Source organism: Micromonospora echinofusca, assembly GCF_900091445.1.
GTDB lineage: Bacteria > Actinomycetota > Actinomycetes > Mycobacteriales > Micromonosporaceae > Micromonospora > Micromonospora echinofusca.
This window is the reverse complement of sequence record NZ_LT607733.1, coordinates 2,120,180-2,144,246: the sequence shown is the minus strand read 5'-3', so window position 1 is coordinate 2,144,246 and position 24,067 is coordinate 2,120,180. Positions and strand designations below refer to the sequence as shown.

Below are 24,067 nucleotides of genomic sequence, written 5' to 3'. Positions count from 1 at the left end.
CCGCCCGGTCCGCAGGTGGCGTGGGCCGGGCGGGACGCTTAGGGCCGGGGCCGGGCCCCGGGGCGGGCTCAGCCGCTCCGGCTGGCGCCCAGGAAGTACAGGCCGGTGGTCGCGGCGCCCGAGAAGCCGGTGAGCTTGGCGGGGTCGTACGCGGTGACGACCTTGGTGTGCAGGACGGGGTACAGCGCGGCCTCCTCGGCCGCCAGGTCGAGGGCCTGCTTCCACAGCGCCTTGCGGGCCGCCTCGTCGGAGGTCTGGGCCGCCTTGTCGAGCAGGTTGGCCATGGCCTTACGGTTCGCGTCGCTCCAGCGGTAGCGCTGTCCCGGCCACGTCTCGCCGTAGTAGAACCAGCGCATCAGCAGGTCGGTGTCGACGCCGAAGACGCTGGGGTCCCCGGTGGCCATCAGCACCCGGAAGGTGTCCTTCGGCACGATGTCGCCGTAGATGGCCGACGAGGGCACCGTGTTGAGGCTGGCGTTGACGCCGATCTTCTTCCACTGCTCGATGACCAGCGGGGCGACGTCCTTCACCACGGAGTTGTCCGTCGTGTCGAGCCGGAAGGACAGGTTCGGGACGCCGGCCTCGGCGAGCAGGGCCTTGGCCTTCTCGGGGTTGTAGTCGTAGACCGTGGCGGCCTTCTGGTAGTCCTTGTTGCCCTCGTCGAGGTAGCTCGTCGCCGGGCTGCCGTAGCCGTTGAGCGCGGTCTTGATGACCGCGTCCTTGTCGATCGCGTGGTGCAGGGCCTGGCGCACCCGCTTGTCGCTGAACGGCGCCGCCGCCGAGTTGAACATGAGGAAGACCTGGTTGAAGGCCTGCTTCACGTCGACGGTGTACTTGCCCTTGAGCGCGTCGACGTTGAGGTAGGGCACCGACTCGATGGCCTGGACGCGGCCGCCCTGCAGGTCCGACACCCGGGCCGAGGCCTCGGTGGTGGTGTTCCACGTCATCGTGTCCACCTTGGCGGGCCGGGGGCCGGCGTAGTTCGGGTTCCTGCTCAGCTTGATGCCCGACTCCTTGGACGCGCTGTCCATCTTGAACGGGCCGGAGCCGATCGGTGCCGTGTCGAAGGCCTTCGCGGCGGCGGCGTCCGCCGTCTTCGCCTTGGGGACGATCTTGATGACCGAGATGCGCTCGGCGAACAGGGCGAACGGGTACTTCAGCGTGAACTCGACCGTCGTGGCGTCCTTGGCCTCGACCGAGTCGATGAACGAGACGAACCCCTGCATCAGCGGCGGCGTCTTGGGGTCCGCCGGCTTGAGCACCCGGGTGAAGGACCAGGCCACGTCCTCGGCCGTGACGGGGGTGCCGTCGGAGAACTTCACGCCGTCACGCAGCGACACGGTGTAGGTGCGCCCGTCGGCGCTGGCCGTCGGGTCGTCCTTGGCCAGCGCCCGGTAGGGTTCCCGGGTAACCGGGTCAAGATCTACGAGGCCTTCGAAGATGTGCTGGTTGACCGCCGTCGCCACCGCCGAGGAGGCGTTGGCGGGATCGAACCCGCTGGAGAGGGTGAACGCCAACGTGGTCTCGATCGACGATCCCCCCTTACCGTCGCCGACGGCGTTGGTCGATGCAGGGCCGCCGCTGCACGCCGCCAGCCCGATCGCCAGGGTCGCTGCGACGGTCGCGATGGCCAGTGAGCGGACTCGGCGCGGGGGGACGCGCCGGCTCCTCGGCGGCTTACCAGTGGTGCTCACGGAGATGCCTCCATAGGCTCTTCATGCGCTCGCGTCACCGCTCGCGCTTGGGGGATTCGAAGTTATGGGTATGACGTCTGACGTCTGATGCCGATAGGCTGAGCGTGTCAGATTCATGAACGAAGGGCAAGGGGCAGATGACGACCATTGACGCGACTCCGCTACGCGGCACGGAGCGCCCGGGTCCCCGCCGGCAGGAGGTCGCGACCAGGATCAAGGAGTACATCCTGCGCAACCGCCTCAAGCCGGGCAACCTCCTGCCCACCGAGATCGAGCTGTGCGAGGCGGTGGGAGCCAGCCGTTCCAGCGTCCGCGAGGCGGTCAAGATCCTCTCCGCCCTCGACATCGTCGAGGTACGGCACGGCCACGGCACCTTCGTCGGACGCATGTCCCTCAACGCCCTCGTGGAGAGCCTCGCCTTCCGTGGCCTGCTGAGCGGCGAGGAGGACCACCACGTGCTGGGGCAGGTCGTGGACGTCCGACAGACCCTCGAGCAGGGGCTGGCGGCCCAGGCCATCGACGTCCTCGACGAGGAGCACCGCGCGGAACTCTCCGCGCTCGCCGACGAGATGGAGAACCTGGCCGCCCAGGGCAAGGACTTCCTCGAGGTCGACCGGGCGTTCCACCTCAAGTTGATGGAGCCCCTCGGCAACGACCTGATCCTCCAGCTCACCGAGGCGTTCTGGCAGGTACAGGCCATCGTGGCCCCCACGCTGCGCACCGAGCCGGAGGACCGGGTGATCACCGCGCAGCGGCACCGGGCGATCGTGGACGCGGTCGCGGCCGGCGACCCCGCCGGCCTGCGCTCCGCCATCGCCGAGCACTACGCGCCCATCCGGGCGAGCATCGCGCGCGCCGTCCAGCCCTGAGCCGGCAGACGGCGGCCCACTTCCCCCCGACCCCGCACGCCCGCGACAGCGCCTGACCCCGCACGCCCATGCGAGCGACCGCGCCCGCAGCACCAGGTTCGCGGCCGGCACCCGCTCGCGGGCGACCCGACCGGAGGCGTACGCCGCATCGTCGCCGCGCCGGCCGACGACCCCGGCGCGCCGGCGGGCACGAGGATGCCCGCCGTGGCGGAGCGTGCCGTCCGGCTGGCTCTCGCACCCGCCCGGCCTGCGCCCGGCGGCCAGGCCCGCCATGACCCGCCGTCGACCGGACAGATCCGGGGCGGTGGCACGTGGACCCGGCCCGCGCCGGTGCCGACGCCTGCCCATCGATCGATCTCTTGACGGCCGGCGCGGCGCCCCTTAGCGTCAGGACATCGGACATCCGACGTCTTATGGCTGATTCGGCTCTCCGGTTCCCCCACCCGCCCCCGGAAGGAATCCCCGTGCCTCCTGCCCGCGCCATACCGCGCCGAGTGACAGCCGTGGTGGCCGCCCTCCTCGGCCTGGCCGCGCTCCTGCCCGCCACGCCGGCCAACGCCGCTCCTGCCGGAGTGGGCGCGACGGTCAGCGCCGACTGCACGACCAGCCGGCTGCTCCTGCTGCTGGACAACCGCAGCACCACCACACAGACGTTCACCGTCACCTGGCCCGGGCGCGCCAACTCCCCGTGGACCCGGACGGTCACCGCCGGCAGCAGCACACAGCTCTACTGGACTTTGGCGGCCGGCACGGCCTACACGCTGCGCACGACCACCCCGACGGGTCTGGACGACACCTCCGCCGGCGTGTTCCACTGCGGCACCGGCATGTCCGCGCTGACCGGCTTCGACTGCACCGCCGGCCGTCTGCAGCTCATCCTGGAGAACCGCACCACCACCGCCCGCGACTTCACCGTCACGTGGCCCGGGCGCACCGGCTCACCGTGGACCCGCACGGTCGCCGCGGGCGGCAACTTCCTGCACTACTGGACGGTCGGCAGCGGCACCCCGTACACCCTGCGGGTCACCGCCCCGGGCTTCGACACCACGCTGCGGGGCACCACCGCGTGCGACATGGCCGCCGGGAACCCGCAGCTGACCACGACGACGCTGCTGACCACGCAGACCGTCATCCGCAACCTCAACGGCGCGGGCGGCCGCTACGACGGCACCGTCGCCTCGGTCCGCATCCCGGGCATGGCCGTCACGAACAACGGCACCGTCATCGCCGTGGCCGACGCGCGCGTCGACGGCTCGTACGACCTCGGCGGCGGCACCAACAACATCCAGATCGCCATGATCCGCAGCACCGACGGCGGCCGCACCTTCGAGCAGCCGCGCGTCATCCACGCCCCCGCCACCACCGGTGAGGGGGCGGGCGATCCCAGCCTGCTGGTCGACCGCGCCACCGGCACCGTCTACTGCTTCTTCACGTACTCCCCCAGGCCGGGCATCAGCTTCTGGTCGGGCAGCTCCGGACTCAACACGGCCGACGACCCGAACAGCATGCACCTGCGGTACATCACGAGCCGGGACGACGGCGCCACCTGGAGCGCGCCGGTGGAGCTGAACCCGGCGATCAAGGACCCGGCGTGGCGGCAGGTGTTCTTCTCCTCCGGCCACGGCATCCAGACCAGCACCGGGCGCCTGATCCAGCCGATCGCCTACCGGGACGCGGCCGGCACCAGCCACGCCGGCAACATCTACAGCGACGACCACGGCGTCACGTGGCGGCGGGGCGGCTCGGCCGGCGGGAACATCAACGAGAGCAAGGCGATCGAGCGCGGCACCGGAGCCGTCGTGCAGAACATGCGCCACAACTCGACCCGCAGCCGCTTCTACGCCACGTCCAGCGACGGCGGCGCGACGTTCGGCCCGGCGACGGCCAGCGCCGCGCTGACCGATCCGCTGTGCGACGCCGACGAGCTGTCCTACCTGCGCCCGTCGGACGTGGGCGCGAACGGGGCGCCGGTGCGCACCCGTACGGCGCTGTTCAGCAACAACGCCCACCCCACCGCGCGCAACGACCTCACCGTCCGGCTGTCCACCGACGACGGCGCCAGCTGGCCGGCCCGGGCGCTGATCAAGCCGGGCGGGGCGGGCTACTCGACCATGGCCGTGCTGGCCGACGGAAAGGTCGGCAACCTGTACGAGGTCGGCAACACCGGAGGCATCCACTTCGCCCGCTTCACCCTCGACTGGGTCAAGGCGGCCTGACGCGGAACCCGGCCGGGTGCCGTACGCACCGCGGCACCCGGCCGGGTTCCCGCCGACGGCGGCCGGTGCGGTGTGGCGTGTCGCGCGCGTTCTCGCCCGCCGGGTCCGGTTCGGGGTTACGGTGAGGCAGGCATGGACTCACTCTCCGTGATCATGCGTTGCCGGCCGCCGGTACGGGGCGTCCTCCGTCCCTGGTGAGGCGCCTGACGGCCGACACGGCGAGGGTTTCGACGCCGACGGGGCTGGGCAAGATCAGGACCGACGACAACCCCCTGGAGGGACGACTCTCGTGGAAGTTACCGGCTTCTTCACCGCGATCATCATCGGTCTGATCATCGGCGCCCTGGGTCGGCTGGTCGTACCGGGCAAGCAGAACATCCCGATCTGGCTGACCCTGCTCATCGGCGTTGTCGCCGCGATCCTCGGCACGCTCGTCGCCGGCGCCCTCGGTGTCGACGACACCGCCGGCATCGACTGGATCGAGCTGGCCATCCAGGTCATCTTCGCCGCGATCGGTGTGGCCGTCGTCGCGGGCGCCTACGGTCGCCGTCGGATTCGCTGACCGCGCAGCGCGTACGCCGGCCCATCCCCCAGGGGGCGGGCCGGCGCTGCTGTCCGCGCGGCACCGGTGGACCGTTCCCGGTGTCACCACCAGTCCGCTTGTCAGGGGCGCCGGCGGGTGTTGAGCCGGGCGGCCTGGCGGGTCAGGTGGTCGCGTTCGGCGAGGTTGGGTGCCTTCCGGGCCGCCTCCGCATACAGCCGGGCCGCCGTCGCCAGGTCGCCGTCGCGCTCGTGGAGGTAGGCCGCCACCGCCGTGTGGCGGGGCAGCGAGTCGTCCAGCGCCGCGAGCGCCGCCAGTCCGGCGCGCGGCCCGTCGGCCTCGCCGACCGCCACGGCGCGGTTGAGCCGTACGACCGGGCTGTCGGTCAGGCGCACGAGTTCGTCGTACCACTCGACGATCTGCACCCAGTCGGTCTCCTCGGCGGTGGGCGCGTCGGCGTGCAGCGCGGCGATGGCGGCCTGGGCCTGGAACTCGCCCAGCCGGTCGCGGGCGAGGGCCGCCTGGAGGATGGCGACGCCCTCGGCGATCGATGTGGTGTCCCACCGGCCGCGGTCCTGCGCGGCGAGCGGCACCAGGCTGCCGTCGGGCGCGGTCCGGGCGCGGCGCCGGGCGTGGTGCAGCAGCATGAGGGCGAGCAGCCCCGCCACCTCGGGGTGGTCGATCGCGGCCGCGAGTTGCCGGGTGAGCCGGACGGCCTCGGCGGCGAGGTCGACGTCGCCGGAGTAGCCCTCGTTGAAGACCAGGTAGAGCACGCGCAGCACGGTGGCGACGTCGCCCGGCTGGTCGAACCGTACGCCGGCCACGGTGCGCTTGGCGCGGCTGATGCGCTGCGCCATGGTCGCCTCGGGCACCAGGTACGCCTGGGCGATCTGGCGGGTGGTCAGTCCGCCGACGGCGCGCAGCGTGAGCGCGACCGCGGACGACGGCGTCAGCGACGGGTGGGCGCACAGGAAGTAGAGCTGGAGCGTGTCGTCGGCCGCGGGCACGGGCCCGGGCGTCGGCTCCTCGTCGAGGAGGTCCTCACGCCGGCGGCGGGCCACGTCGGAGCGGGTCGCGTCGAGGAACCGGCGCCAGGCCACGGCGACCAGCCAGCCCTTCGCGTCGCGCGGCGGGTCGGCCGGCCATGTCCGGACCGCGTCGAGCAGCGCGTCCTGAACGGCGTCCTCGGCCGCCGCGAAGTCGGCTCCGCGGCGGACGAGGACGCCGAGCACCGCCGGTGTGAGGCTCCGGAGCAGTGCCTCGTCCATCAGGTCACTCGGTGATGGTGGGCGGCGCGGTCAGGAACGGGCGCAGCTCCAGCCACTCGTGGATCGGCTTCCCGCCCGCCCCCGGGGCCGCCGACAGTTCCCCGGCCAGTTCGACGGCGCGCTCGTAGCTGTCGACGTCGATCACCATCCAGCCGGCGATGAGGTCCTTGGTCTCGGCGAACGGGCCGTCGGTGACCGGCGGGCGCCCCTCACCGTCGTACCGGACGAACGTCCCCTCGGGGGCGAGGGCCTGCCCGTCGACGAACTCGCCGGTGCCCTCCAGCCGGGTGGCGAAGTCTTGCATGTACTGCAAGTGCGCCGAGATCTCCTCCGGCGTCCACTGGTCCATCGGCACGTCGTTGACCGCGGCCGGTGCGCCACGGTAGTGCTTGAGCAGCAGGTACTTGGCCATGATGTCTCTCCTCGGTGCTGGCGCCGACCATTGTGGCCGCGTTCATGGCAGGGACGGAGCCGGTCCCGGATTCTCGACATCGCCGTGGAGATTCTTCTCAGATCGGAGCGGTCACGCGTCGGAGGGTGGGCACAGCCGGTTGTTCACGTCGTGCACGCCAGGGGTGCTCCACGCGAGGGCGTGGGCACGAGCCTTCAGGTCGGGCTCGCCGACCGTTCCTTCCAGGATCGCCACGCGGTTCTGCACCTCGATGCAGATGCGCTCGTGCCGCAGCAGCGGATCGCGCTGCATCCGGTCGAGCAGCCGGCAGGCCAACCGGGCGTCCGCCGAGGTGGGCTCGGCGCGGAACTGCGACGGCAGGCCGTCGGGGAACAACCAGGGGTACGTCACGACTCGCTCCTCACGTCTTGGCGTCTCCCGGAGAGCCCTACCCCGCGAACTCCGCCGCAATACGACAGCCTCGTGACGATTCGCGCCCGGGACGGTGACGAGCCACGGCGGGAAGGATCGGACGTGTGCGCCTGCCACCGTGCGGGTAGGTGCCTTGTCGGGGACGACGGGAGCGGTCGGCGACGAGCGCGACCGTGCGGGGGCGCCGGCGGCACGACAGGGCGATGGTGTCCCGTCTCACCGATCTCGCTGGCCGGGCCACGGCAGGTGGCGGGTAGTGTTGATTGGGCAGAGATCTACCGATATGTCCGCCATTTCGAGGGGTGACCATGCCCGACCACGCGTCCGACCGCATCGACCTCGCCCACCTACGGGAAACGCTCGACGGGCCGTGGGCCGACGTCCGCAACGCGCACCGGGACCACCTCGACGCGCGCTTCCTCCCGGTGTACGGCGAGACCGGCGACCAGGCACGTGAGCGGATCACCCGGCTGCTCTCCGAACTCCCCGTCGAACTGGGCATCGCGTCGGCCTTCCCCACCGAGTACGGCGGCAGGGGCGACATCGGCGGCTCGATCGTGGCCTGCGAGATGCTGGCGCAGGTCGACCTGTCGCTGATGGTCAAGGCGGGCGTGCAGTGGGGCCTGTTCGGTGGCGCGGTCGCGGCCCTCGGCACCCGTCGGCACCACGACGCCTACCTGCGGGACATCGTCTCGGGCGAGATCTTCGGCTGCTTCGCGATGACCGAGACCGGCCACGGCTCCGACGTCCAGCAACTGCGCACCACCTGCACGTACGATCCGCAGACGCAGACCTTCGACCTCCACACCCCGCACGAGGCGGCCCGCAAGGACTACATCGGCAACGCGGCCCGGGACGGGCGGATGGCGGTCGTCTTCGCGCAACTGATCACCGGTGGACGGCGGCACGGCGTACACGCGTGGCTGGTCCCGATCCGCGACGCGCAGGGCAAGACGCTGCCCGGCGTGACCATCGGTGACGCCGGCGCCAAGGCCGGCCTGCTCGGCGTCGACAACGGACGGCTCAGCTTCGACCACGTGCGGGTGCCCCGGGACATGCTGCTGGACCGCTACGGTCAGGTCGCGGAGGACGGGACGTACTCCAGCCCGATCGAGAACGACTCCCGGCGCTTCTTCACGATGCTCGGCACGCTGGTCCGGGGCCGGGTGAGCGTGGGCGGGGCCGCGTCGGCGGCCACCAGGTCGGCGCTGGCCATCGCGGTGCGCTACGGCGACATCCGCCGCCAGTTCGGCACGCCCGACGCGGAGCGGGAGGTGCTGCTCAACGACTACCTGGCCCACCAACGCAAGCTGCTGCCCGCCCTGGCCACCACGTACGCGTTGCACTTCGCCCAGGCCGAGCTGGTGGCCGCGCTGAGCGAGGCGCAGGGCGGCGACGAGCCGGTCGACGAGCACCGGCAACGGGAGCTGGAGTCCCGGGCCGCCGGTCTCAAGGCCGCGCAGACCTGGCACGCGACCCGCACCATCCAGATGTGCCGCGAGGCGTGCGGCGGCGCCGGCTACCTGTCCGAGAACCGGCTACCCAGCCTCAAGGCCGACACCGACGTCTTCACCACCTTCGAGGGCGACAACACGGTGCTGCTGCAACTGGTGGCCAAGGGGCTGCTCACCGGCTACCGGGACGAGTTCGGCTCGTTGGACGGCTGGGGGCGCGCCTCGTTCGTCGCCGAACAGGTCCGCGAGATGGTGCTCGAGCGCACCGCCGCGCGCTCGCTCATCGAGCGGATGATCAGCGCCGTGCCCGGCCGCGACGACGAGGTCGCCGTCACCGACCGCGGCTGGCAGCTCAAGATGTTCGAGGACCGCGAGAGGCATCTCCTCGACGGCGCCGTCCGGCGCCTGCGCAACGGCGCGGCCACGAAGCAGGACCGCCCGTTCGACATCTTCAACGACGTCCAGGACCACGTCCTCGCCGTCGCCGCCGCGCACGTCGACCGGGTCACCCTGGAGGCGTTCGTCGCCGGCATCGAGGACGCCACCGACCCGTCCGTCCGGGCGCTGCTCTCCCGGGTCTGCGACCTGTACGCGCTCAGCGTCATCGAGGCCGACAAGGGATGGTTCCTGGAGCACGGCCGTCTCACGCCGGCCCGTTCCAAGGCGATCACCGGCGTGGTGAACGATCTGCTCAAGGAGCTGCGCCCGCACATGCGGACCCTCGTGGACGGTTTCGGCATCCCGGACGCGTGGCTGCACTGCGCCATCCTGCGCGAGGAACCCCTGCGGCAGGAGACCATGGCCGCGCACGACGCCGCCGAGGATCCGCAGGCGGTACCGGCGTAGGCGGGATCCGACACAGGGCACCGGGGCGTGGCTCGTGACGTGCTGCCTGCCGCTGCCCGTCCCGAAAATCCGATGCCGACGGACGGGCCGGTGGCTACCGTCACGGGACATGTCCCGAGTCAGAGTACGGCCGATGGAGTCCGCTGATCTGGCCGCCTGCGGCGCGCTGCTGGCCGAACGGCACCGCCGGCACCGGATGGCCGAACCGCTGCTGTCCGCGCGGTTCTGTGCGGTCGACGCCGCGCTGCGCGAGCTGACCGCCACGTTCGAGACGACCGGCGCGTCGGGCGCGGTGGCACTGCGCGACGCCGTTCCGGTCGGCTTCGTCCTCGGAGCCCCGAAATCGTCCCCGGTGTGGGGGCCGAACGTCTGGGTGGAAGCGGCGGGGCAGGCGGTGACCGACGCAGAGGTGATACGGGACCTGTACGCCGCGGCGGCGACCCGATGGGTCGCAGAAGGCCGGACGGCCCACTACGTGCTGGTGCCGGCGCACGACGCCGACCTCGTCCGGGCCTGGTTCCGACTCGGTTTCGGGCAGCAGCAGGCGCACGCCGTCATGCCTGCGGTCAGGACGCGGACCGCCGAGGTCGCGGGACTGACGGTGCGTCTGGCTGTTCGTGCGGACATCCCGGCACTCGCCGAACTCGACCTCGAACTCCCCCGGCAGCACGGATCGTCCCCGACGTTCTCCCCCGGCGTGCTGTCCACCGTCGAGGAGAACCTGGCCGAGTGGGAGGAGGGCATCGCCGACGCCGGACTCGCCACGTTCGTGGCCGAGTCGGAAGGCCGCGTGGTCGGTTCGGCCATCGGATGCGCTCTGGAGAAGTCGGGTACGCATCTGGGTCTGGCCCGCCCGGACAACGCCGGGTTCCTCGGCTTCGCTGCCGTCTTCCCCCACGCCCGGGGCAGGGGCGCGGGCCGGGCACTCGGCGAGGCCGTCATCGACTGGGCCGTCGACAGTGGATTCGACAGCGTGGTGACCGACTGGCGGGTGACGAACCTGCTCGCGTCGCGCACCTGGCCGGCACTCGGGTTCACGGAGTCCTTCCTCCGGCTGCACCGTACCGTCGCCACCTGACCCTCTCGTCGGCACCGAACGCACGCCGCCCTGGCGGGATCGACGGGAGACCGACGTGGTGGCGGCGTCCTGGCGGGGCCTCCCGGCGGTCCGTCCGATCGGCGTGCACCCGCGGGAAGCCCTCCGGGCGCACGATCCGGCGGGCGTCTTGTCCGGTATCCCGCAGTGCGCAACTAGCGCCGAACAGGCTAGAAGTGGGCTCGGGCTAGCAGGGAATGGCTCCTCCTGTTCCCGATGACCTGTTTGGCCAGCGGCTTACCAATGCTTTGCATTCTCCCGCCACAACCGTAACGATCCGTGGCCCGGACGTCACTGGCCGATGTCACGCATGTCGGACAGACAACCCTGGCCGGCGGCCTGGACGCGAATGCCCGACAGGTTGTGCGATTCCGGTTGACCGGGGGTTTCCGGAGCTTTTCCTGTCCCGGCACTCAGACTGTTGATCCATTCGGCCGGACATGACCGAGCGTGACAACCCTCCGGGGTCTACCCGCAATTTGACGCGCCTTCAGCCCTGCCCCGGACCCTCGGATCCGTTGACGGAAAACTCGAGCTCCCCCTACGCTCGCTTCGCAACTCCCCTCACCCAGAGGAGCGGATCCTTGAGGATATGTTTTATCGGCAAGTATCCTCCGATCGAGGGCGGCGTCAGTGCCCAGAACTACTGGGCCGCGAGAGCTTTGGCGTCCCGCGGTCACCAAGTATTCGTGGTAACGAACGCGAACGAGGTCGAGGCGCGTTTCCGGCAGCGTCTCGAGGACGGGGACGCGGAGCACTACGAACCGCAATTCCCCGATTCGGGCGGCGCGGTCAGGGTGCTGAACCCGGAGCCTATGACGCCGCGCCGGATGACACACATCCCGTTGAGCAACCCATTCGTCTCGAAGCTCACCGGCCTGGCCACCGCGACGATTCGCGAACACGACTGCGAACTGATCGTCGCCTACTACTTCGAGCCGTACGTGGTGGCCGGGCACCTCGCGTCGACGTTCACCGGCACGCCGATGCTGGTCGAGCATGCCGGTAGCGACCTCGACCGGCTCATGCGCCTGCCCGAGCTGGCGGCGGTCTACAAGGAGATCCTGCGCTCGGCCGCCGCCGTCGCGACCAAACCCTCCCTGGTACGCCGGTTCCTCGGCATGGGTGTCGAGCGCAACGCGCTGCGGGCCGGTCCGCCCTACCCGCTGCCACGATCGGCGTTCTCACCCGAAGCCGAGCCGATGAGCCCCGCCGAGATCGCCGCCGCGTCCATCGACGGCTCCGGCGTCCAGCTCGACCCGGCGCTACCGACCATCGGCATGTACGGCAAGCCCGGCGACCGGAAGGGCACGTTCGACCTGATCGCGGCCATGGCCATCCTCGCCGGCCGAGGACTTCGCTTCAACGCGCTATTCCTCAGTGGTGAATCCCAGCTCGACCGGATGCGCTCGGAGATCCGCGTTGCCGGCCTGGCCGACCGGAGCACCATCCTCGGGTTCGTCCCGCCGTGGCGGGTGGCCCGGTTCATCCGTACCTGCACGGCCGTGTGCTTCCTGGAGCGGGACTTTCCGATCGGCATACATGGTCCGGTCGTACCGCGGGAGGTGCTTTCCTGCGGCACCTGCCTGGTGCTGTCCGGGGAGATCCTCGAGAAGCAGTCGTACGCCCACCGCCTGATCGACCAGGAGAACGTCCTGACCGTCGCTGACCCCAAGGAGCACGAGAAGCTGGCTGCGCAACTCGAACTGGTCGTCCGCGACCCCGACGAGGCCGCCCGCATCGGCGCGGCGGGAGGTCTGCTCGGCACCGAGTTCGACACCTTCGACGTCTTCGCCGACGCCTGGGAGTCGCTGGTCGACATCACTTCGTCGGCCCGGGGGATGCCCGCACCCCCACACCTGCCCGACCTGCTGGCCGAGCTGACACCGAAGTTGGCCGCGTTGTTCGGCGCAGCCTGGTCCGACGTCGTCGCCGGGTTCGCGGCGACGCGGGACGCCACACCGCCGGCCGACGAGTTCGCCATCGCCGAGGCGTTCTGTGACCACCTGAACCGGCATCTGGACCAGGCCGCGGCGGCTGCCGCCGTTCCCCCGGCTTACCTCGCCGACGTGCTGCGCTACCAGCGGGGCCGGCTCTGGGCCAGTCAGGACGGCCCGTACGACCGGGACGTGCACGCCGGCACCCGATTCTCGACGCCGGTCCTGCGGCGGATGGTGCCGCGCCGCACCCGCACGACCCTGGTGGAGTCGTTCGACCACGACGTGACCGAGTTGTTCTGCCAGCCGTCCGACCCGGTCCGCGCCGCTGTCGGCGAGGCGGGCAAAGGCTGCGTCGTCTGTTTCGTCCGGTACCCCAACCTGGAGCACCGCGAGTTGCGCCTCAACGACGGCACCCGTCGCCTACTCGGCCTCTGCGACGGTACCCGCACCGTGGGCGACATCGTCGCCGCGCTGGCCCCAGCCCCGGAGATCGACGTCGTCGGCGCCCTCGTGCGCCTGCGCGGCGAGGGCGCGGTGGTGCTGGAGAACGCCGTCCCGGACCGCGCCCCCTGAGACCCCGGCAGTGCGTCCGCACCGTCGGTCGGCCACTCGTCCACGAAGGGAGGTGAACCACATGGAAACCAAGGAGGACATCGTGTTCGAGATGGAGGAACTCTCGCTCAGCAACGTCCCCGACACCGACGCCCCCGGCTGCGCGAGTTGCTCGAGCTGCGGTGGGTGCACGGGCTGCGGTATGGAGGCCTGACCGCCTTCTGACCCAAGCCGCTGATGCCCTAGGCCGGCACCGCAGCCCGCACTCCTCACAATTTTCCACAGGAGGATGCAATGAGCAAGGCTCTACCACGGCTCGGCGCCGGCCTGGGGTACCGCACGGCGCTGCACCACGACATCGTCGCCAACGCGGACCGAATCGACTTTCTCGAGGTAATTTCCGACCAGTATCTCCACGCCCCGCCGGAGAAGCTCCTGCGGCTTCTGGAACTCAGCGACACCTTTCCGTTGGTTCCCCACGGCGTTGGCCTCTCCGTAGGCACGGCCGCGCCTCTCGACGACGATTACCTGGATAGGCTCGCGCAGTTCGTGGAGGCCACGAAGGGCTACTGGTTCAGCGACCACCTCAGCTTCACAAAGGTGCCCGAGGTCGATGTTGAGCAACTCACTCCGGTATGGTTCACCGAAGAGAGCCTCGACGCCGTGTGCCGAAATGTCCGGCAATTGAAGACACGAATCCCGGATCCGCCCTTCCTGCTGGAAAACGTCACCTACTACTTCCCCGTCCCCGGCAACGACCTCAGCGAGGGCGCGTTTCTCACCCGGGTACTGGAGGAAACCGACACCGGCCTACTGATCGACGTGAACAACGTGTGGATCAACTCGGTGAACCTGGGCTTCGACCCGTACGAGTTCCTCGACTCCATACCGCTGGAGCGGGCGGTGCAGATGCACATCGCCGGCGGGGTCGAGATGGCCGGGATGATCGTCGACACCCACAGCAGCCCCGTCAACGAGCATGTCTGGCAGCTGGCGGCCCATGTGGTGCAACGCGCCCCGGTAAAGGCGATCCTGCTCGAGTGGGACTCTGACTGGCCGGAGTTCGCAGAGCTGCTCGACCACCTGGACCGCGCCCGGGACCTGCTGCCCGACCGGGTGGAAGCCGGCTCATGAGCCTGCTCGACATGCAGCGGGTGTTCAGCCGGCTACTCACCGATCCGTACTTCCAGCGGGAGTTCTTCGCCGAGGGCGCGGACCGGCCGCCGGGATACGACCTCACCGAACGGGAGCTGGACAGCCTGCGGCGGATGGACCGGAAGCGACTGCGGCTGCACGCCGGCAACCTCGCGCACGCCCGGCTGGGCCTGGCGCTCAAGTCGACGCCGTTGTCGGCGCTGGTCCTGCACACCCAACTGGACCGCCACCTGGTCCGCTTCTGTCGGGAGTATCCCCCGATCCCGGTCGCGGAGAGCGCCGTCATCCTGGCCACCACCCGGCTGTGCGAGTTCGCGGAGAAGCTGTTCGCCGAGGGCGAGTTGCAGCCCGCGTACGCGTGGGATCTGCTCCGGTACGAGAAACACCTGCTGGTGCAGGGGTTCGGCGTCGCGTCCTGTGCCAGTGCCGCCGAGTTCGCGCACCGGACCACCCCGCAAGGGTCGTTCGGCGACCACGTGCCGATCACCGGCCCCCATGTGCTCGTCGACCATTTCCGACACGACCTGACCGCCCTTCTGCCAAGGTTGCAGTCCGGTGATGTGCCCGAGCACGTGTCGCCGTTGGCCGAGCCGGTACGGATCCTGTTCGTCAAGCGGCCGCTGAAGGCCCTCGTGCAGACCTGTCGGCTCAACGTCGCGATGGAGTCGGTGTGGCGGCGGTGCGACGGCGTCCGCACCGTGGACGAGATCGCTTCTGCCTACCCCGACCCGCGCCCGGTCGTCGAGGCGCTCCGCGCCCTGCACCGGTTCGGGGCGATCGCGCTGACGACCGGAAGGACGTGCTGAGGATGTGCGGTATCACCGGAATCTTCGGCAGTCAGGACCGGTCGGCTCTGACGGCGATGACGGACGTACTGCGCCACCGCGGCCCCGACGACGAGGGCCGGTACGACGCGGGCGTCGTGGGCGTCGGTCATCGACGCCTGAGCATCATCGGAATCGACAACGGCGCCCAACCGATCCGCGGCGACCGCCGCGAGGTGTACGTGGTGGCCAACTGCGAGATCTACAACTATCGACAGCTCCGGGACGAGTTGCGGCGGCGGGGACACGACTTCCGTACCGACTCGGACGCCGAGGTCATCGTGCACCTGTACGAGGAGTACGGCGACCGCTGCGTCGATCATCTCCAGGGCATGTTCGCCTTCGCGATCGTTGACGGTGGACGGTTGCTGCTGGCCCGCGACCGATTCGGCATCAAACCGCTGCACTACGCCGAGGTCGACGGCGCCCTGCTGTTCGGATCCGAGGTCAAGGCCCTGCTACAGAACTCCTCGCTGACGCCCGAGATCGACGGCGAGGCGCTGGTCGACACCGTCGTGCTCGGCCATCCCGCCGGCCCGGGCACCCTGCTGCGCGGGGTGGTGAGCCTGCCGCCCGGCCACGTGCTCAGCGCGGTCGTGGCAGAGGGCCGGCTGGTCACCGCGCTCACCCGCTACCACACGCTGCCGGACGTCGACCCCGAGCCGGTCCCGTTACCCGAGGCCGCCGCCGAACTCATGGACCTGCTGCGGAACACCGTCCAATCGCACCTGATGGCCGAGGTCGAGGTCGGCGTCACGCTCTCCGGCGGGCTCGACTCGACGCTCCTGGCACGGCTCATGCGCGACCTGCACGACGGCCCGATCCGCGCGTACACGATCGGGGACCGTCCGGACCATCCCGACGTGGTGCAGGCCCGACGGCTGGCCCGGCAGTTCGGACTGGACCACCATGTGTCGATCCTGAGCTTCCAGGACTTTGTCGCCGCCATCCCCCGCTACCTCACGGCCGCTGAACAGCCCGCCGGTCTCGGCGGGATCGCACTCAACGTCCTCTGCCGACGCATCGGCCGCGATGTGAAGGTGTGTCTCAACGGCGAGGGCGCGGACGAGGTGTTCGGTGGTTACGGCGAGTACGTCGACCGGCGGTTCCGCACCCGTCGGATGCTCGACCGACTCGCCGTCCTCGAAACGTCGGGACGCAGCGTCAGCGCTCGGGGCCGGGAGTTCCTGGACTCCCTCACGGCCGACCAGCCATTCCCCGAGTACCTGCGGACGCTGTTCGCCGAGAACATGCGGGAACAGCTCACCCGGGACCACCTGGAGCTCCTCGACGCCTCCTCGATGGCGGCGAGCCTGGAGATGCGGGTGCCCTTCCTCGACCACCGGGTGGTCGAGTTCGCCTTCCGCCAGCCGCTTGCGCACCGGGTCGACTGGGAGTTGGGCATCACCAAGCGCCTGTTGAAGCATGCCGTCCTCACCACCTGGGGTGACGAGGTCAACCTGGTGGGCAGCGTGCTGCGCCGCAAGATCGGGGCACCCACCTCGGTACTCGGGCACCGGGAGCGGTTCATCCGCCTCTGCGAGCAGGTGCTGCCGGTGGACTACCTGCGCGACGACGAGTACGGCGCCTACTTCGACCAGAAGTCCGACCTGCTGGTGTTCAACCTGTACCGGGAGATCTTCACCCGATACCGGGGCGTGCTGCCCGACGGGTTCACCATGCTCGACTTCATGACGGAGCAGGCCCGCCGCCCGGCCCTCTCCCTACGCGGCTGACCAGGAGTCCTATGCCGACCGACGCCGTCAACGAGCGGGATGGCCTGCTCCGCGTAGTGGCACTGCTGCGGCCCCAGTGGCGGGCGGCCGCGGCGGCAGTCGGGTTGGGCGTCCTGGTCATCCTCCTCACCAACGCACTGCCCCTGGTGATCCGGCACATCATCGATCACGGACTGGTGCCCCGCGACAGCGACGCCACCACCGACGGCCTGTGGCTCCTGCTCGGGCTGGCCGCCCTGCGTTGGCTCTGCGACATCGTTCGTCGGGAGGCCAGCGGTGGCGTCGGACTGCGACTGGAGGCCGACCTGCGGGCCCGGCTGTTCCGCCACCTGCTCTCGCTCGACGTTGGCTGGCACAGCCGCGTCGAGAGCGGCCGGGTGCTCTCCCTCGTCGGATCCGACGTGCGGATCATCCGCGCCTTCGTTTCCTACTCCGCTCTGTTCATCATCCTCAACTCGCTGACCGCTGCCGCCGCCCTGACCCAGATCTGGTTGCTGTCCTGGCCGGTGGGACTCGCCGCCACCTGCGTCCTGCCGCTGTTCGGTCTAGTCACCGTGGGCTACGGCCGCAGGACGTTCGCCGTCTCGGCCACCCTCCAGGAGAGGGTGGCCGCGCTGGCCACGCACGCCGAGGAGAACGCGGCGGGCATCCGGGTCGTCAAGGGGCTCGGCCGGGAGAACGAGGAAATCCGGGCGTTCACCCGCAGGTCGATCGAGGTTCGCGAGCAGAACGTGGCCGCCTCCGCTCTCCAGGCCCGTTACCTGCCCTGGACGATCGGGCTGCCCGAGATCGGGCTGGTGCTCATCGTCTGGTTCGGCGGCTACCTGACGATCCGGGGATCGCTGACTGTGGGCACCCTCGTGGCGCTGAGCACCTACATGGCGCTGCTGGTCTGGCCGGTCGCCTCGATGGTCGGGTTGTTCGGCTCCGCCCGGCGGGCCGCCGCTAGCGCCGTACGCGTCTTCGAGGTGCTGGACCGACGCGCGACGATGACCGACCGTCCTGACGCGGTCCACCTCCCCCGACCTTCCGGCGGGGCTTCCGTCACCCTCGACGACCTCTGCTTCCGGCATCCCGGCGGGACATGGCCGGGCCTGCGCCGGATCCGGTTGCACGTAATGGCCGGTGAGCACGTGACGATCGAGGGCCCCGGTGGTTGCGGCAAGTCGGCCCTGGCCGGGCTCCTGGTACGGCTCTGGCCGCCGGACTCCGGCCGCCTGCTGGTCAACGGCGTCGACGTCTCCGACGTCACGCTCGCCTCCCTGCGCGGCACGGTGGGCTACGTCCCGCAGGAAGTCACCCTGTTGCACGGCACCGTCCGGGACAACCTGCTCATCGGCCGGTCCATGGCCACCGACGCGCAACTCGACCGGGCCCTGCGCCTTGCCGCTGCCGACGAGGTGATCCACTCGCTGCCCGAGGGTCTGGACACCGTGGTCGGCGATCAGGGACACCTCCTCTCCGGCGGGCAACGCCAACGCCTGGCCCTCGCCCGGGCGCTCCTGATGGAACCTGGGATCCTCGTCCTCGACGACGCGCTGACCCAGGTCGACATGGAGACCGGACGACGCGTGCACGACCGCCTGGGCGAGTTGGTCGGCACGGTGACGGTGCTGCACCTGACACGACCCGGCACCGCGCGACACAGAGCCGGCCGCGTGGTGACGCTGACCGATGCTGGCGTTCTGCGCGACGCCACCGAGGCGGGCGGTGGTCATCGGTGACCGCTCGGCGAGGGGGCACGGTCGCGTTGCTGCGACCGTTGGCGCGGGCGCACCGAGGGCCGGTACTGCTCGGTGTCGCGGCGGCCGTCGTCCAGACCGCCGCCGCGCTCGCCATCCCGTACCTGGTGAAGGTCGCCATCGACGACGGGATCCTGACCGGGAACGCCGGGGTGCTGTCCTTGGCGGCAATGGCCGGCATCGCGCTGGCTGGCATCGAGGTGCTTGCGGCCCGCACCCAGGTCCGCGCGGTCGCGCGGGCGGGACACGGCATGCTGTGCACCGCCCGGGTGGCGCTATTCTCGCACCTCCAGCGGCTGCCCATGCAGTACCACGAACACAATCGCCCGGGCCGGCTGGTGGCTAGCCTCACCGCCGACATCGAGGCGATGACGGGGTTGCTGACCCAGGGATTCGTCACCCTCTTCGTCAGTACGCTCACCTTCGCCGGCACGGCCGTCGTCCTCGTACTGCTTGATCCGGGGCTGGCCCTCGCCTGCCTGGTCGTGGTGCCCGTGCTGGCGTTGGCCACCAGATGGTTCCGCCGCCGGTCCGCGGTGGCCTGGCGACAGGTGCGGGAGACCGCGACGGCGGTGACCGTTCAAGTGCAGCAGATGCTCACCGCCGTGCCGGTCATCCAGGCGTTCCGCCACGAACGGGCCACACTGGCCCGGCTCGCCGCGGTGGATGCCGAGGAGCGGCTGGCCAAGGCCGCGACGGTCCGCAGCGCTGGCGTCTACTTCCCCACCATCGACCTCTGCTCGACGCTCGCCACCGTCGCCGTCCTGGCCATGGGCGCCCGTTCCGTCGTCACCGACGGCCTGGAGATCGGCACCCTCACCGCCTTCCTGCTCTACCTGCGCGGCTTCTTCAGCCCGATCTACGAGTTGTCCACCGTGTACGACACGGTGCAGGCCGCTGCCGCGGGCGCAGAGCGGGTCAACGGCATCATGGCGACACCGGCGACCGTGGCCGACCCGACGTCTCCGGTACGGCTGGTGAAGCCGCGCGGAGGGGTCGTCCTGTCCGGCATCACCTTCGCCTACCCCGACGCCGACGGCGTCACCGGACCCGATGTGCTGCACGAGGTGAGCCTCACCGTGCCGGCCGGCAGCACCCTGGCCGTCGTCGGCCCGAGCGGGGCCGGCAAGTCGACGCTGGCGAAGCTGGTGCTGCGCTTCTACGACCCGCGGCGAGGCCGGATCACCCTCGACGGGGTGGACCTGCGCCGGCTGACCCACGCAGACCTGCGCCGGGCGGTCGCATACGTGCCGCAGGAGGGGTTCCTCTTCACCGGTTCCATCGGGGACAACATCCGGTGGGGCGATCCCACGGCCACCGACGCCGACATCGAGGCGGCCGCCCGTAAGCTGGGGGTCTGGCCGGTCCTGTCCGCCACGTCCGGTGGTCTCGGCACTCAGGTGGGCGTGCGCGGAGCGGCGCTGTCGGCGAGTCAGCGTCAGGTGGTCGCGATCCTACGGGCGTGGATGGCAGACCCGGCGGTGCTGATCTGGGACGAGGCGACCAGCAGCCTGGACGTCGAGACCGACCGAGCCGTGCAGCAGGCCACCCGCCTGCTGCGCCTGGAACGCACCACGATCGTCGTGACCCACGACCTGTCGGGGGCACTGGATGCGGACGCGTTGGCGGTGGTTCGGGACGGCCGGGTCGTCGCGCACGGCCCGCCGGCGGAGCTCCTTGCCGAGGAGCGCTGGCTTTCCGCCTTGGTCGCGGGCGAACGGACGCTGAACCCTACGACGGCTGCGTCCCGTGCGACTTCGCCGCCTGACGGGCGCAGCTGATCGATCCAAACACAGGGATCAGGAGGTACGCCGGGTACCCGACGAATCCGGTTGGTGACAGTCGGTACCCCTTCACCCGCGTCGACGCCCCTGACACTCTGCTTCCGATGGGTGACCCTTCGGGTTGGGGAAGGTCGGCAGTGATGGCGAAGCGATGGTTGATCACGGGGTGTTCGAGCGGACTCGGTCGGGCCCTCGCAGCCCGGCTCGCCGCCGAGGGGGAACAGGTGGTGGCGACGGCCCGGCGGCCGGAGACCCTCGACGAACTGGTGGCCCGGCATCCGGGCAACCTGGTGGCCGCCGCCCTGGACGTACGGGATCCGGCGCAGTGCGCGGAGGCGGTCGAGCGGGCGGTGGGCGCCTTCGGTGGCGTCGACGTCCTGGTGAACAACGCCGCCTACGGGCAGTTCGGCACCTTCGAGGAGGTCTCCGACGCGGAACTCGCCGCGCAGTTCGACACCAACGTCTTCGGGCCGTGGCGGCTCACCCGGGCCGTACTGCCGCTGTGGCGGGCGCAGCGCCGCGGGCACGCGGTCTTCGTCAGCTCGGTCGCCGGTGTGGTCCCCTTCCCCGGGCTGGCCGCGTACACGGCGAGCAAGTTCGCGATGGAGGGAGCGGCCGAGTCGCTGGCCGCCGAGGCCGGGCACCTCGGGGTGAAGGTCACCATCCTTCAGCCGGGCGGCTTCGCCACCGGCTACAGCGCCAACCTGGTCATGCCGGAGCACCGGATCGCGGACTACACGCCCGTCAGCGACGGCCTGCTCGGCGCGCTGCGCGGCATGAACACCAAGGTCGAGGTGAACTCCCCCGCGCTCTTCGCGGACGTGGTCTGGCGGCTCGGTCAGATGGAGTCGCCGCCGCTACGGCTGCCGGTGGGACCGGACTCGGAGACCTTCCTGGAGGCCGCCTACGACGCCCGGCGTAGCGAGTACGACCAGGTCGTCAAGGCGGGCCATCACATCGTCGCGTGACCCCGGCCCGGAACCGGTCGGGTCCGCGGGGCCCTGCGCGTGAGGCGGCGGCCGCGCTCTGTCCGGTCCGGAGACCGGGCAGAGCGCGGCGCGGCCCCGTGGGCCGACGGGTCGGTCAGCTGTTCAGCTTGGCCAGCAGCGCGTTGGCCATGCCCTGCTCGCCCCTGGCGTTGGGGTGGAACGGGGCGGCGGCGTTCTGCGGGACCAGCCCCTCGACCCACCGGGTGCCGCTGCTCTTGCACGTGTCGTGGCCGACCGACGGGGCGTAGACGTCGGCGTAGCTGGCGTCGTTCGCGGCCGCGGTGGCGGCGAGCATCGTGTTCAGCGACTTCTGGACGCTGCGCAGGTACGGCACGTCCTGGTAGGCGATCGGCACCACCGGCCAGCAGCCGTAGCCGCTGTCGGGCAGGATCGCCGGGTACCCGAGCACCACGACCCGCGCGCTCGGGGCGGCCCGGCGGACCGCCTGCAGCACGGCGGTCACCTTCGGCGCGGTGGCGGCGATCCTGGCCTGCAACTGGTCGACGCCTCCGGCGGTGTACCGGTTCTTGCACGGGGACCCGAGCGGGCTCTTGAGGCTCGCCTCCGCGCAGTCGCTGATGATGCCGGAGAAGCCGATGTCGTTGCCGCCGATCTGCACGGTGACCAGGCTCGTGTTCGAGGTGACGGCGCTGAGCTGCGGCGGCAGCGAGATGCCCAGCGCGCCGCTGCCGCCGACGAGGATGTCCTCGGTGGTGGCGCCGGAGCAGCTCACGTCGGCGAACGACGACGAGCCGGCGGAGGTTGCGACCAGCGACGGGTAGTTGCGGTTGGAGCGCAGGCAGTTCAGGTCCACCTGGGTGGGGACCAGCGGGGCGGAGGTGTACGAGTCACCGAGCGCGACGTAGCGCCCGGTGGGTGCGGCGGCGTTGGCCGGCACGGCGAAGGCGAGCAGCACACCGACGGTGGCCGCGGCGAACGCGGCGAGCCGGCTGGCCGCCCGGAGCAACGGCAGGCGGGGACGGGTCATGGCATCTCCCAGAGGGGATCATGGTGGGTGCCGTGATTCTGTCCGTGCCGTCGTCGAACGTCAATATCGATGACCTTTACCGGCGTCCCGGGCCGGGTCGGGGGCTCGGGGCGCGGACACAGGGGCGGGGCCGCCGGTGTCCGGCGGCCCCGCTGGTGTGCCGTCCCTCAGACGATCTCCACCCCGTAGACGCTCAGCGCCTCGGTGACCGGCTGGAAGTAGGTGGTCCCGCCGGAGGAACAGTTGCCGCTGCCACCCGAGGTCAGGCCCAGGGCGGTACTTCCGCTGAAGAGCGCGCCGCCGCTGTCGCCCGGCTCGGCGCAGACCGTGGTGCGGATCAGGCCGCTGACGCTGCCCTCGGCGTAGTTCACCGTGGCGTCGGTCGCCTCGACGGCGCCGCCGTGCAGGCCGGTGGTGCTGCCGGAGCGCTGCACCGACTGCCCGACGAAGGCGTCGGCCGCGCCGGTGATGTCGCGGGTGGTGCCGTCGTACAGGGTGACGCTGCCGTCGGCGGCGGCCGGGTCGGTGTGCCGCACGATGCCGTAGTCGTCACCGGGGAAGCTGCCGGTGCCGCCGGTGCCGAGCAGGCTGCTCTGCCCGGAGTCGGCGTACCAGTTGGCGGTGATGTCGGTGCAGTGCCCGGCGGTGAGGAAGTAGTGGGTGTCGCCGCTGCGGACGTTGAAGCCCAGCGAGCACCGGCCCCCGCCCTCGGCGTAGATGGCCGCACCGCCGGCGGCCCGGGTGCTGAGCGTGCCGGACTCCCGCTGGATACGGACGGTGCCGTCGAGCCGCTCGGCGACGGCCTCGACGCGTTCGAGCTTCGCGCCGGTCACCGTGCTGTCGACGGAGACCACGACCTGGTTGGTCGCCGGGTCGGTCCACCATGCGGTGCCCGGCACCCGCGCGGCGCTGTCCAGCGCGGCGGTGGCCCGGGCGAGGTCGTCGGCTCCGCGGGTGACGAGCTTCGGGGTGGCGCCGGCCGCGCGGACCTTACGGGCAGCGGCGTCGTCGGTCACGGTGACGACCATGGCGCCGTCGGCCCCGGCGTACGCCCCGCCGGAACGGTCGCCGAGGGCGGCGGCGAGCGCGGTCGCTCGATCGGGCGAGGCGGGCGCGGCGGGTGCTGCCTGAGCGGGGCTGCTGGTCAACACGCCGACGACCAGCGCACCGGCCACCGACAGTGCGGTGGCGCGGCGCAGCGGAGACCCGGAGAGTCGCATGTGGTACCTCCATGGAGCTGAGCACGGGCTGCCTTTCAGGTAGCCCCGGGCACCCGATCGGCTGGTGAGGCTCACCGACCGGAGGCGTCGAAGTATTCATAGATCTCATATTCATTGCAAGAGTGATGGTTGGTCGGACTCGGCCCCTTCTCATACCTTGGGTCCGGACAGCCCGACCAGTGGCGCCTGCGGCGATTAGGGAGTATTCGGCCGAGAATCAGCAGGTCAGTCGGCCCGGCCGGCGACCCATCAAACGAGCCCGCTCGCCCACCACGACCGCATGCCGGGACACAGCCGCGCGCCGAAAAGTCGACGCCGCCGAGAGGCGCT

Annotated in this window: 19 protein-coding genes; 13 read left to right on the top strand and 6 right to left on the bottom strand. The window is 70.8% G+C overall.

The genetic code is table 11. The features are described 5' to 3' along the window. Nucleotides 1-68 precede the first annotated feature (68 nt). Nucleotides 69-1,694, bottom strand: a complete 1,626-nt coding sequence (locus tag GA0070610_RS09705; RefSeq protein WP_088999716.1) for an ABC transporter substrate-binding protein — start codon at nt 1,692-1,694, stop codon at nt 69-71. Between the two features lie 137 nt (nt 1,695-1,831). Here GA0070610_RS09705 and GA0070610_RS09700 point away from each other — a divergent pair, with 137 nt between their 5' ends. The 3 genes from GA0070610_RS09700 (at nt 1,832) to GA0070610_RS09690 (ending at nt 5,341) form a co-directional block, all read left to right on the top strand. Beyond that, entirely contained in the window at nt 1,832-2,563 is a 732-nt protein-coding gene (locus GA0070610_RS09700) for a FadR/GntR family transcriptional regulator (protein WP_088999715.1), read from the top strand. Between the two features lie 494 nt (nt 2,564-3,057). Then, nucleotides 3,058-4,779: an exo-alpha-sialidase gene (locus tag GA0070610_RS09695; RefSeq protein ID WP_172896493.1), complete on the top strand. Its 1,722-nt coding sequence runs from the start codon at nt 3,058-3,060 to the stop codon at nt 4,777-4,779. A gap of 289 nt (nt 4,780-5,068) precedes the next feature. Next, a complete protein-coding gene (locus GA0070610_RS09690) occupies nt 5,069-5,341 on the top strand; it encodes a GlsB/YeaQ/YmgE family stress response membrane protein (protein WP_088999713.1) in 273 nt (90 codons plus the stop codon). Between the two features lie 101 nt (nt 5,342-5,442). Here GA0070610_RS09690 and GA0070610_RS09685 read toward each other — a convergent pair whose 3' ends face one another. The 3 genes from GA0070610_RS09685 to GA0070610_RS09675 all read right to left on the bottom strand — a co-directional run bounded on the left by GA0070610_RS09685 (nt 5,443) and on the right by GA0070610_RS09675 (nt 7,390). Then, entirely contained in the window at nt 5,443-6,588 is a 1,146-nt protein-coding gene (locus GA0070610_RS09685) for an RNA polymerase sigma factor (protein WP_088999712.1), read from the bottom strand. Between the two features lie 4 nt (nt 6,589-6,592). After that, nucleotides 6,593-7,000 carry a YciI family protein gene (locus GA0070610_RS09680; protein WP_088999711.1) on the bottom strand — a complete coding sequence of 136 codons (408 nt, stop codon included), beginning with the start codon at nt 6,998-7,000 and terminating at the stop codon, nt 6,593-6,595. 111 nt (nt 7,001-7,111) lie between these two features. Continuing rightward, nucleotides 7,112-7,390: a BON domain-containing protein gene (locus GA0070610_RS09675; RefSeq protein ID WP_088999710.1), complete on the bottom strand. Its 279-nt coding sequence runs from the start codon at nt 7,388-7,390 to the stop codon at nt 7,112-7,114. Nucleotides 7,391-7,719: 329 nt separating this feature from the next. On the opposite strand from GA0070610_RS09675, the gene GA0070610_RS09670 reads away from it, so the two are divergent. The 10 genes from GA0070610_RS09670 (at nt 7,720) to GA0070610_RS09630 (ending at nt 21,508) form a co-directional block, all read left to right on the top strand. Beyond that, on the top strand, nt 7,720-9,711 hold the full coding sequence (locus GA0070610_RS09670; protein ID WP_089003387.1) for an acyl-CoA dehydrogenase family protein: 1,992 nt from the start codon (nt 7,720-7,722) through the stop codon (nt 9,709-9,711). Nucleotides 9,712-9,844: 133 nt separating this feature from the next. Further along, nucleotides 9,845-10,789 (top strand): GNAT family N-acetyltransferase, encoded by a 945-nt coding sequence (locus GA0070610_RS09665; protein ID WP_231926018.1) that lies wholly within the window; start codon nt 9,845-9,847, stop codon nt 10,787-10,789. A 458-nt stretch (nt 10,790-11,247) separates the two neighbouring features. Beyond that, nucleotides 11,248-13,320: a glycosyltransferase gene (locus tag GA0070610_RS09660; protein ID WP_088999708.1), complete on the top strand. Its 2,073-nt coding sequence runs from the start codon at nt 11,248-11,250 to the stop codon at nt 13,318-13,320. Between the two features lie 61 nt (nt 13,321-13,381). Then, nucleotides 13,382-13,513, top strand: a complete 132-nt coding sequence (locus tag GA0070610_RS31675) for a hypothetical protein (RefSeq protein WP_269458869.1) — start codon at nt 13,382-13,384, stop codon at nt 13,511-13,513. Between the two features lie 80 nt (nt 13,514-13,593). After that, complete coding sequence (locus GA0070610_RS09655) at nt 13,594-14,433, top strand: DUF692 domain-containing protein (RefSeq protein WP_088999707.1); 840 nt, start codon at nt 13,594-13,596, stop codon at nt 14,431-14,433. Then, nucleotides 14,430-15,260 (top strand): hypothetical protein, encoded by an 831-nt coding sequence (locus GA0070610_RS09650; protein WP_088999706.1) that lies wholly within the window; start codon nt 14,430-14,432, stop codon nt 15,258-15,260. Before GA0070610_RS09655 ends, GA0070610_RS09650 begins: the two co-directional genes overlap by 4 nt. Nucleotides 15,261-15,262: 2 nt before the next feature. Then, nucleotides 15,263-17,014, top strand: coding sequence for an asparagine synthase (glutamine-hydrolyzing) (gene asnB / locus GA0070610_RS09645; protein WP_088999705.1), 1,752 nt, complete (start codon nt 15,263-15,265; stop codon nt 17,012-17,014). Nucleotides 17,015-17,025: 11 nt separating this feature from the next. Next, nucleotides 17,026-18,738, top strand: coding sequence for an ABC transporter ATP-binding protein (locus GA0070610_RS09640; protein WP_088999704.1), 1,713 nt, complete (start codon nt 17,026-17,028; stop codon nt 18,736-18,738). Continuing rightward, the gene (locus tag GA0070610_RS09635) at nt 18,735-20,537 is read left to right on the top strand and encodes an ABC transporter ATP-binding protein (RefSeq protein WP_088999703.1); all 1,803 of its coding nucleotides are present in this window, start codon (nt 18,735-18,737) and stop codon (nt 20,535-20,537) included. Before GA0070610_RS09640 ends, GA0070610_RS09635 begins: the two co-directional genes overlap by 4 nt. A gap of 143 nt (nt 20,538-20,680) precedes the next feature. After that, the gene (locus GA0070610_RS09630; RefSeq protein ID WP_088999702.1) at nt 20,681-21,508 is read left to right on the top strand and encodes an SDR family oxidoreductase; all 828 of its coding nucleotides are present in this window, start codon (nt 20,681-20,683) and stop codon (nt 21,506-21,508) included. Between the two features lie 115 nt (nt 21,509-21,623). On the opposite strand, the gene GA0070610_RS09625 is transcribed toward GA0070610_RS09630, so the two are convergent. Both GA0070610_RS09625 and GA0070610_RS09620 read right to left on the bottom strand, forming a co-directional pair. Further along, complete coding sequence (locus GA0070610_RS09625; RefSeq protein WP_088999701.1) at nt 21,624-22,517, bottom strand: SGNH/GDSL hydrolase family protein; 894 nt, start codon at nt 22,515-22,517, stop codon at nt 21,624-21,626. A 167-nt stretch (nt 22,518-22,684) separates the two neighbouring features. Further along, nucleotides 22,685-23,737, bottom strand: a complete 1,053-nt coding sequence (locus GA0070610_RS09620; protein WP_088999700.1) for a S1 family peptidase — start codon at nt 23,735-23,737, stop codon at nt 22,685-22,687. Nucleotides 23,738-24,067 lie beyond the last annotated feature (330 nt).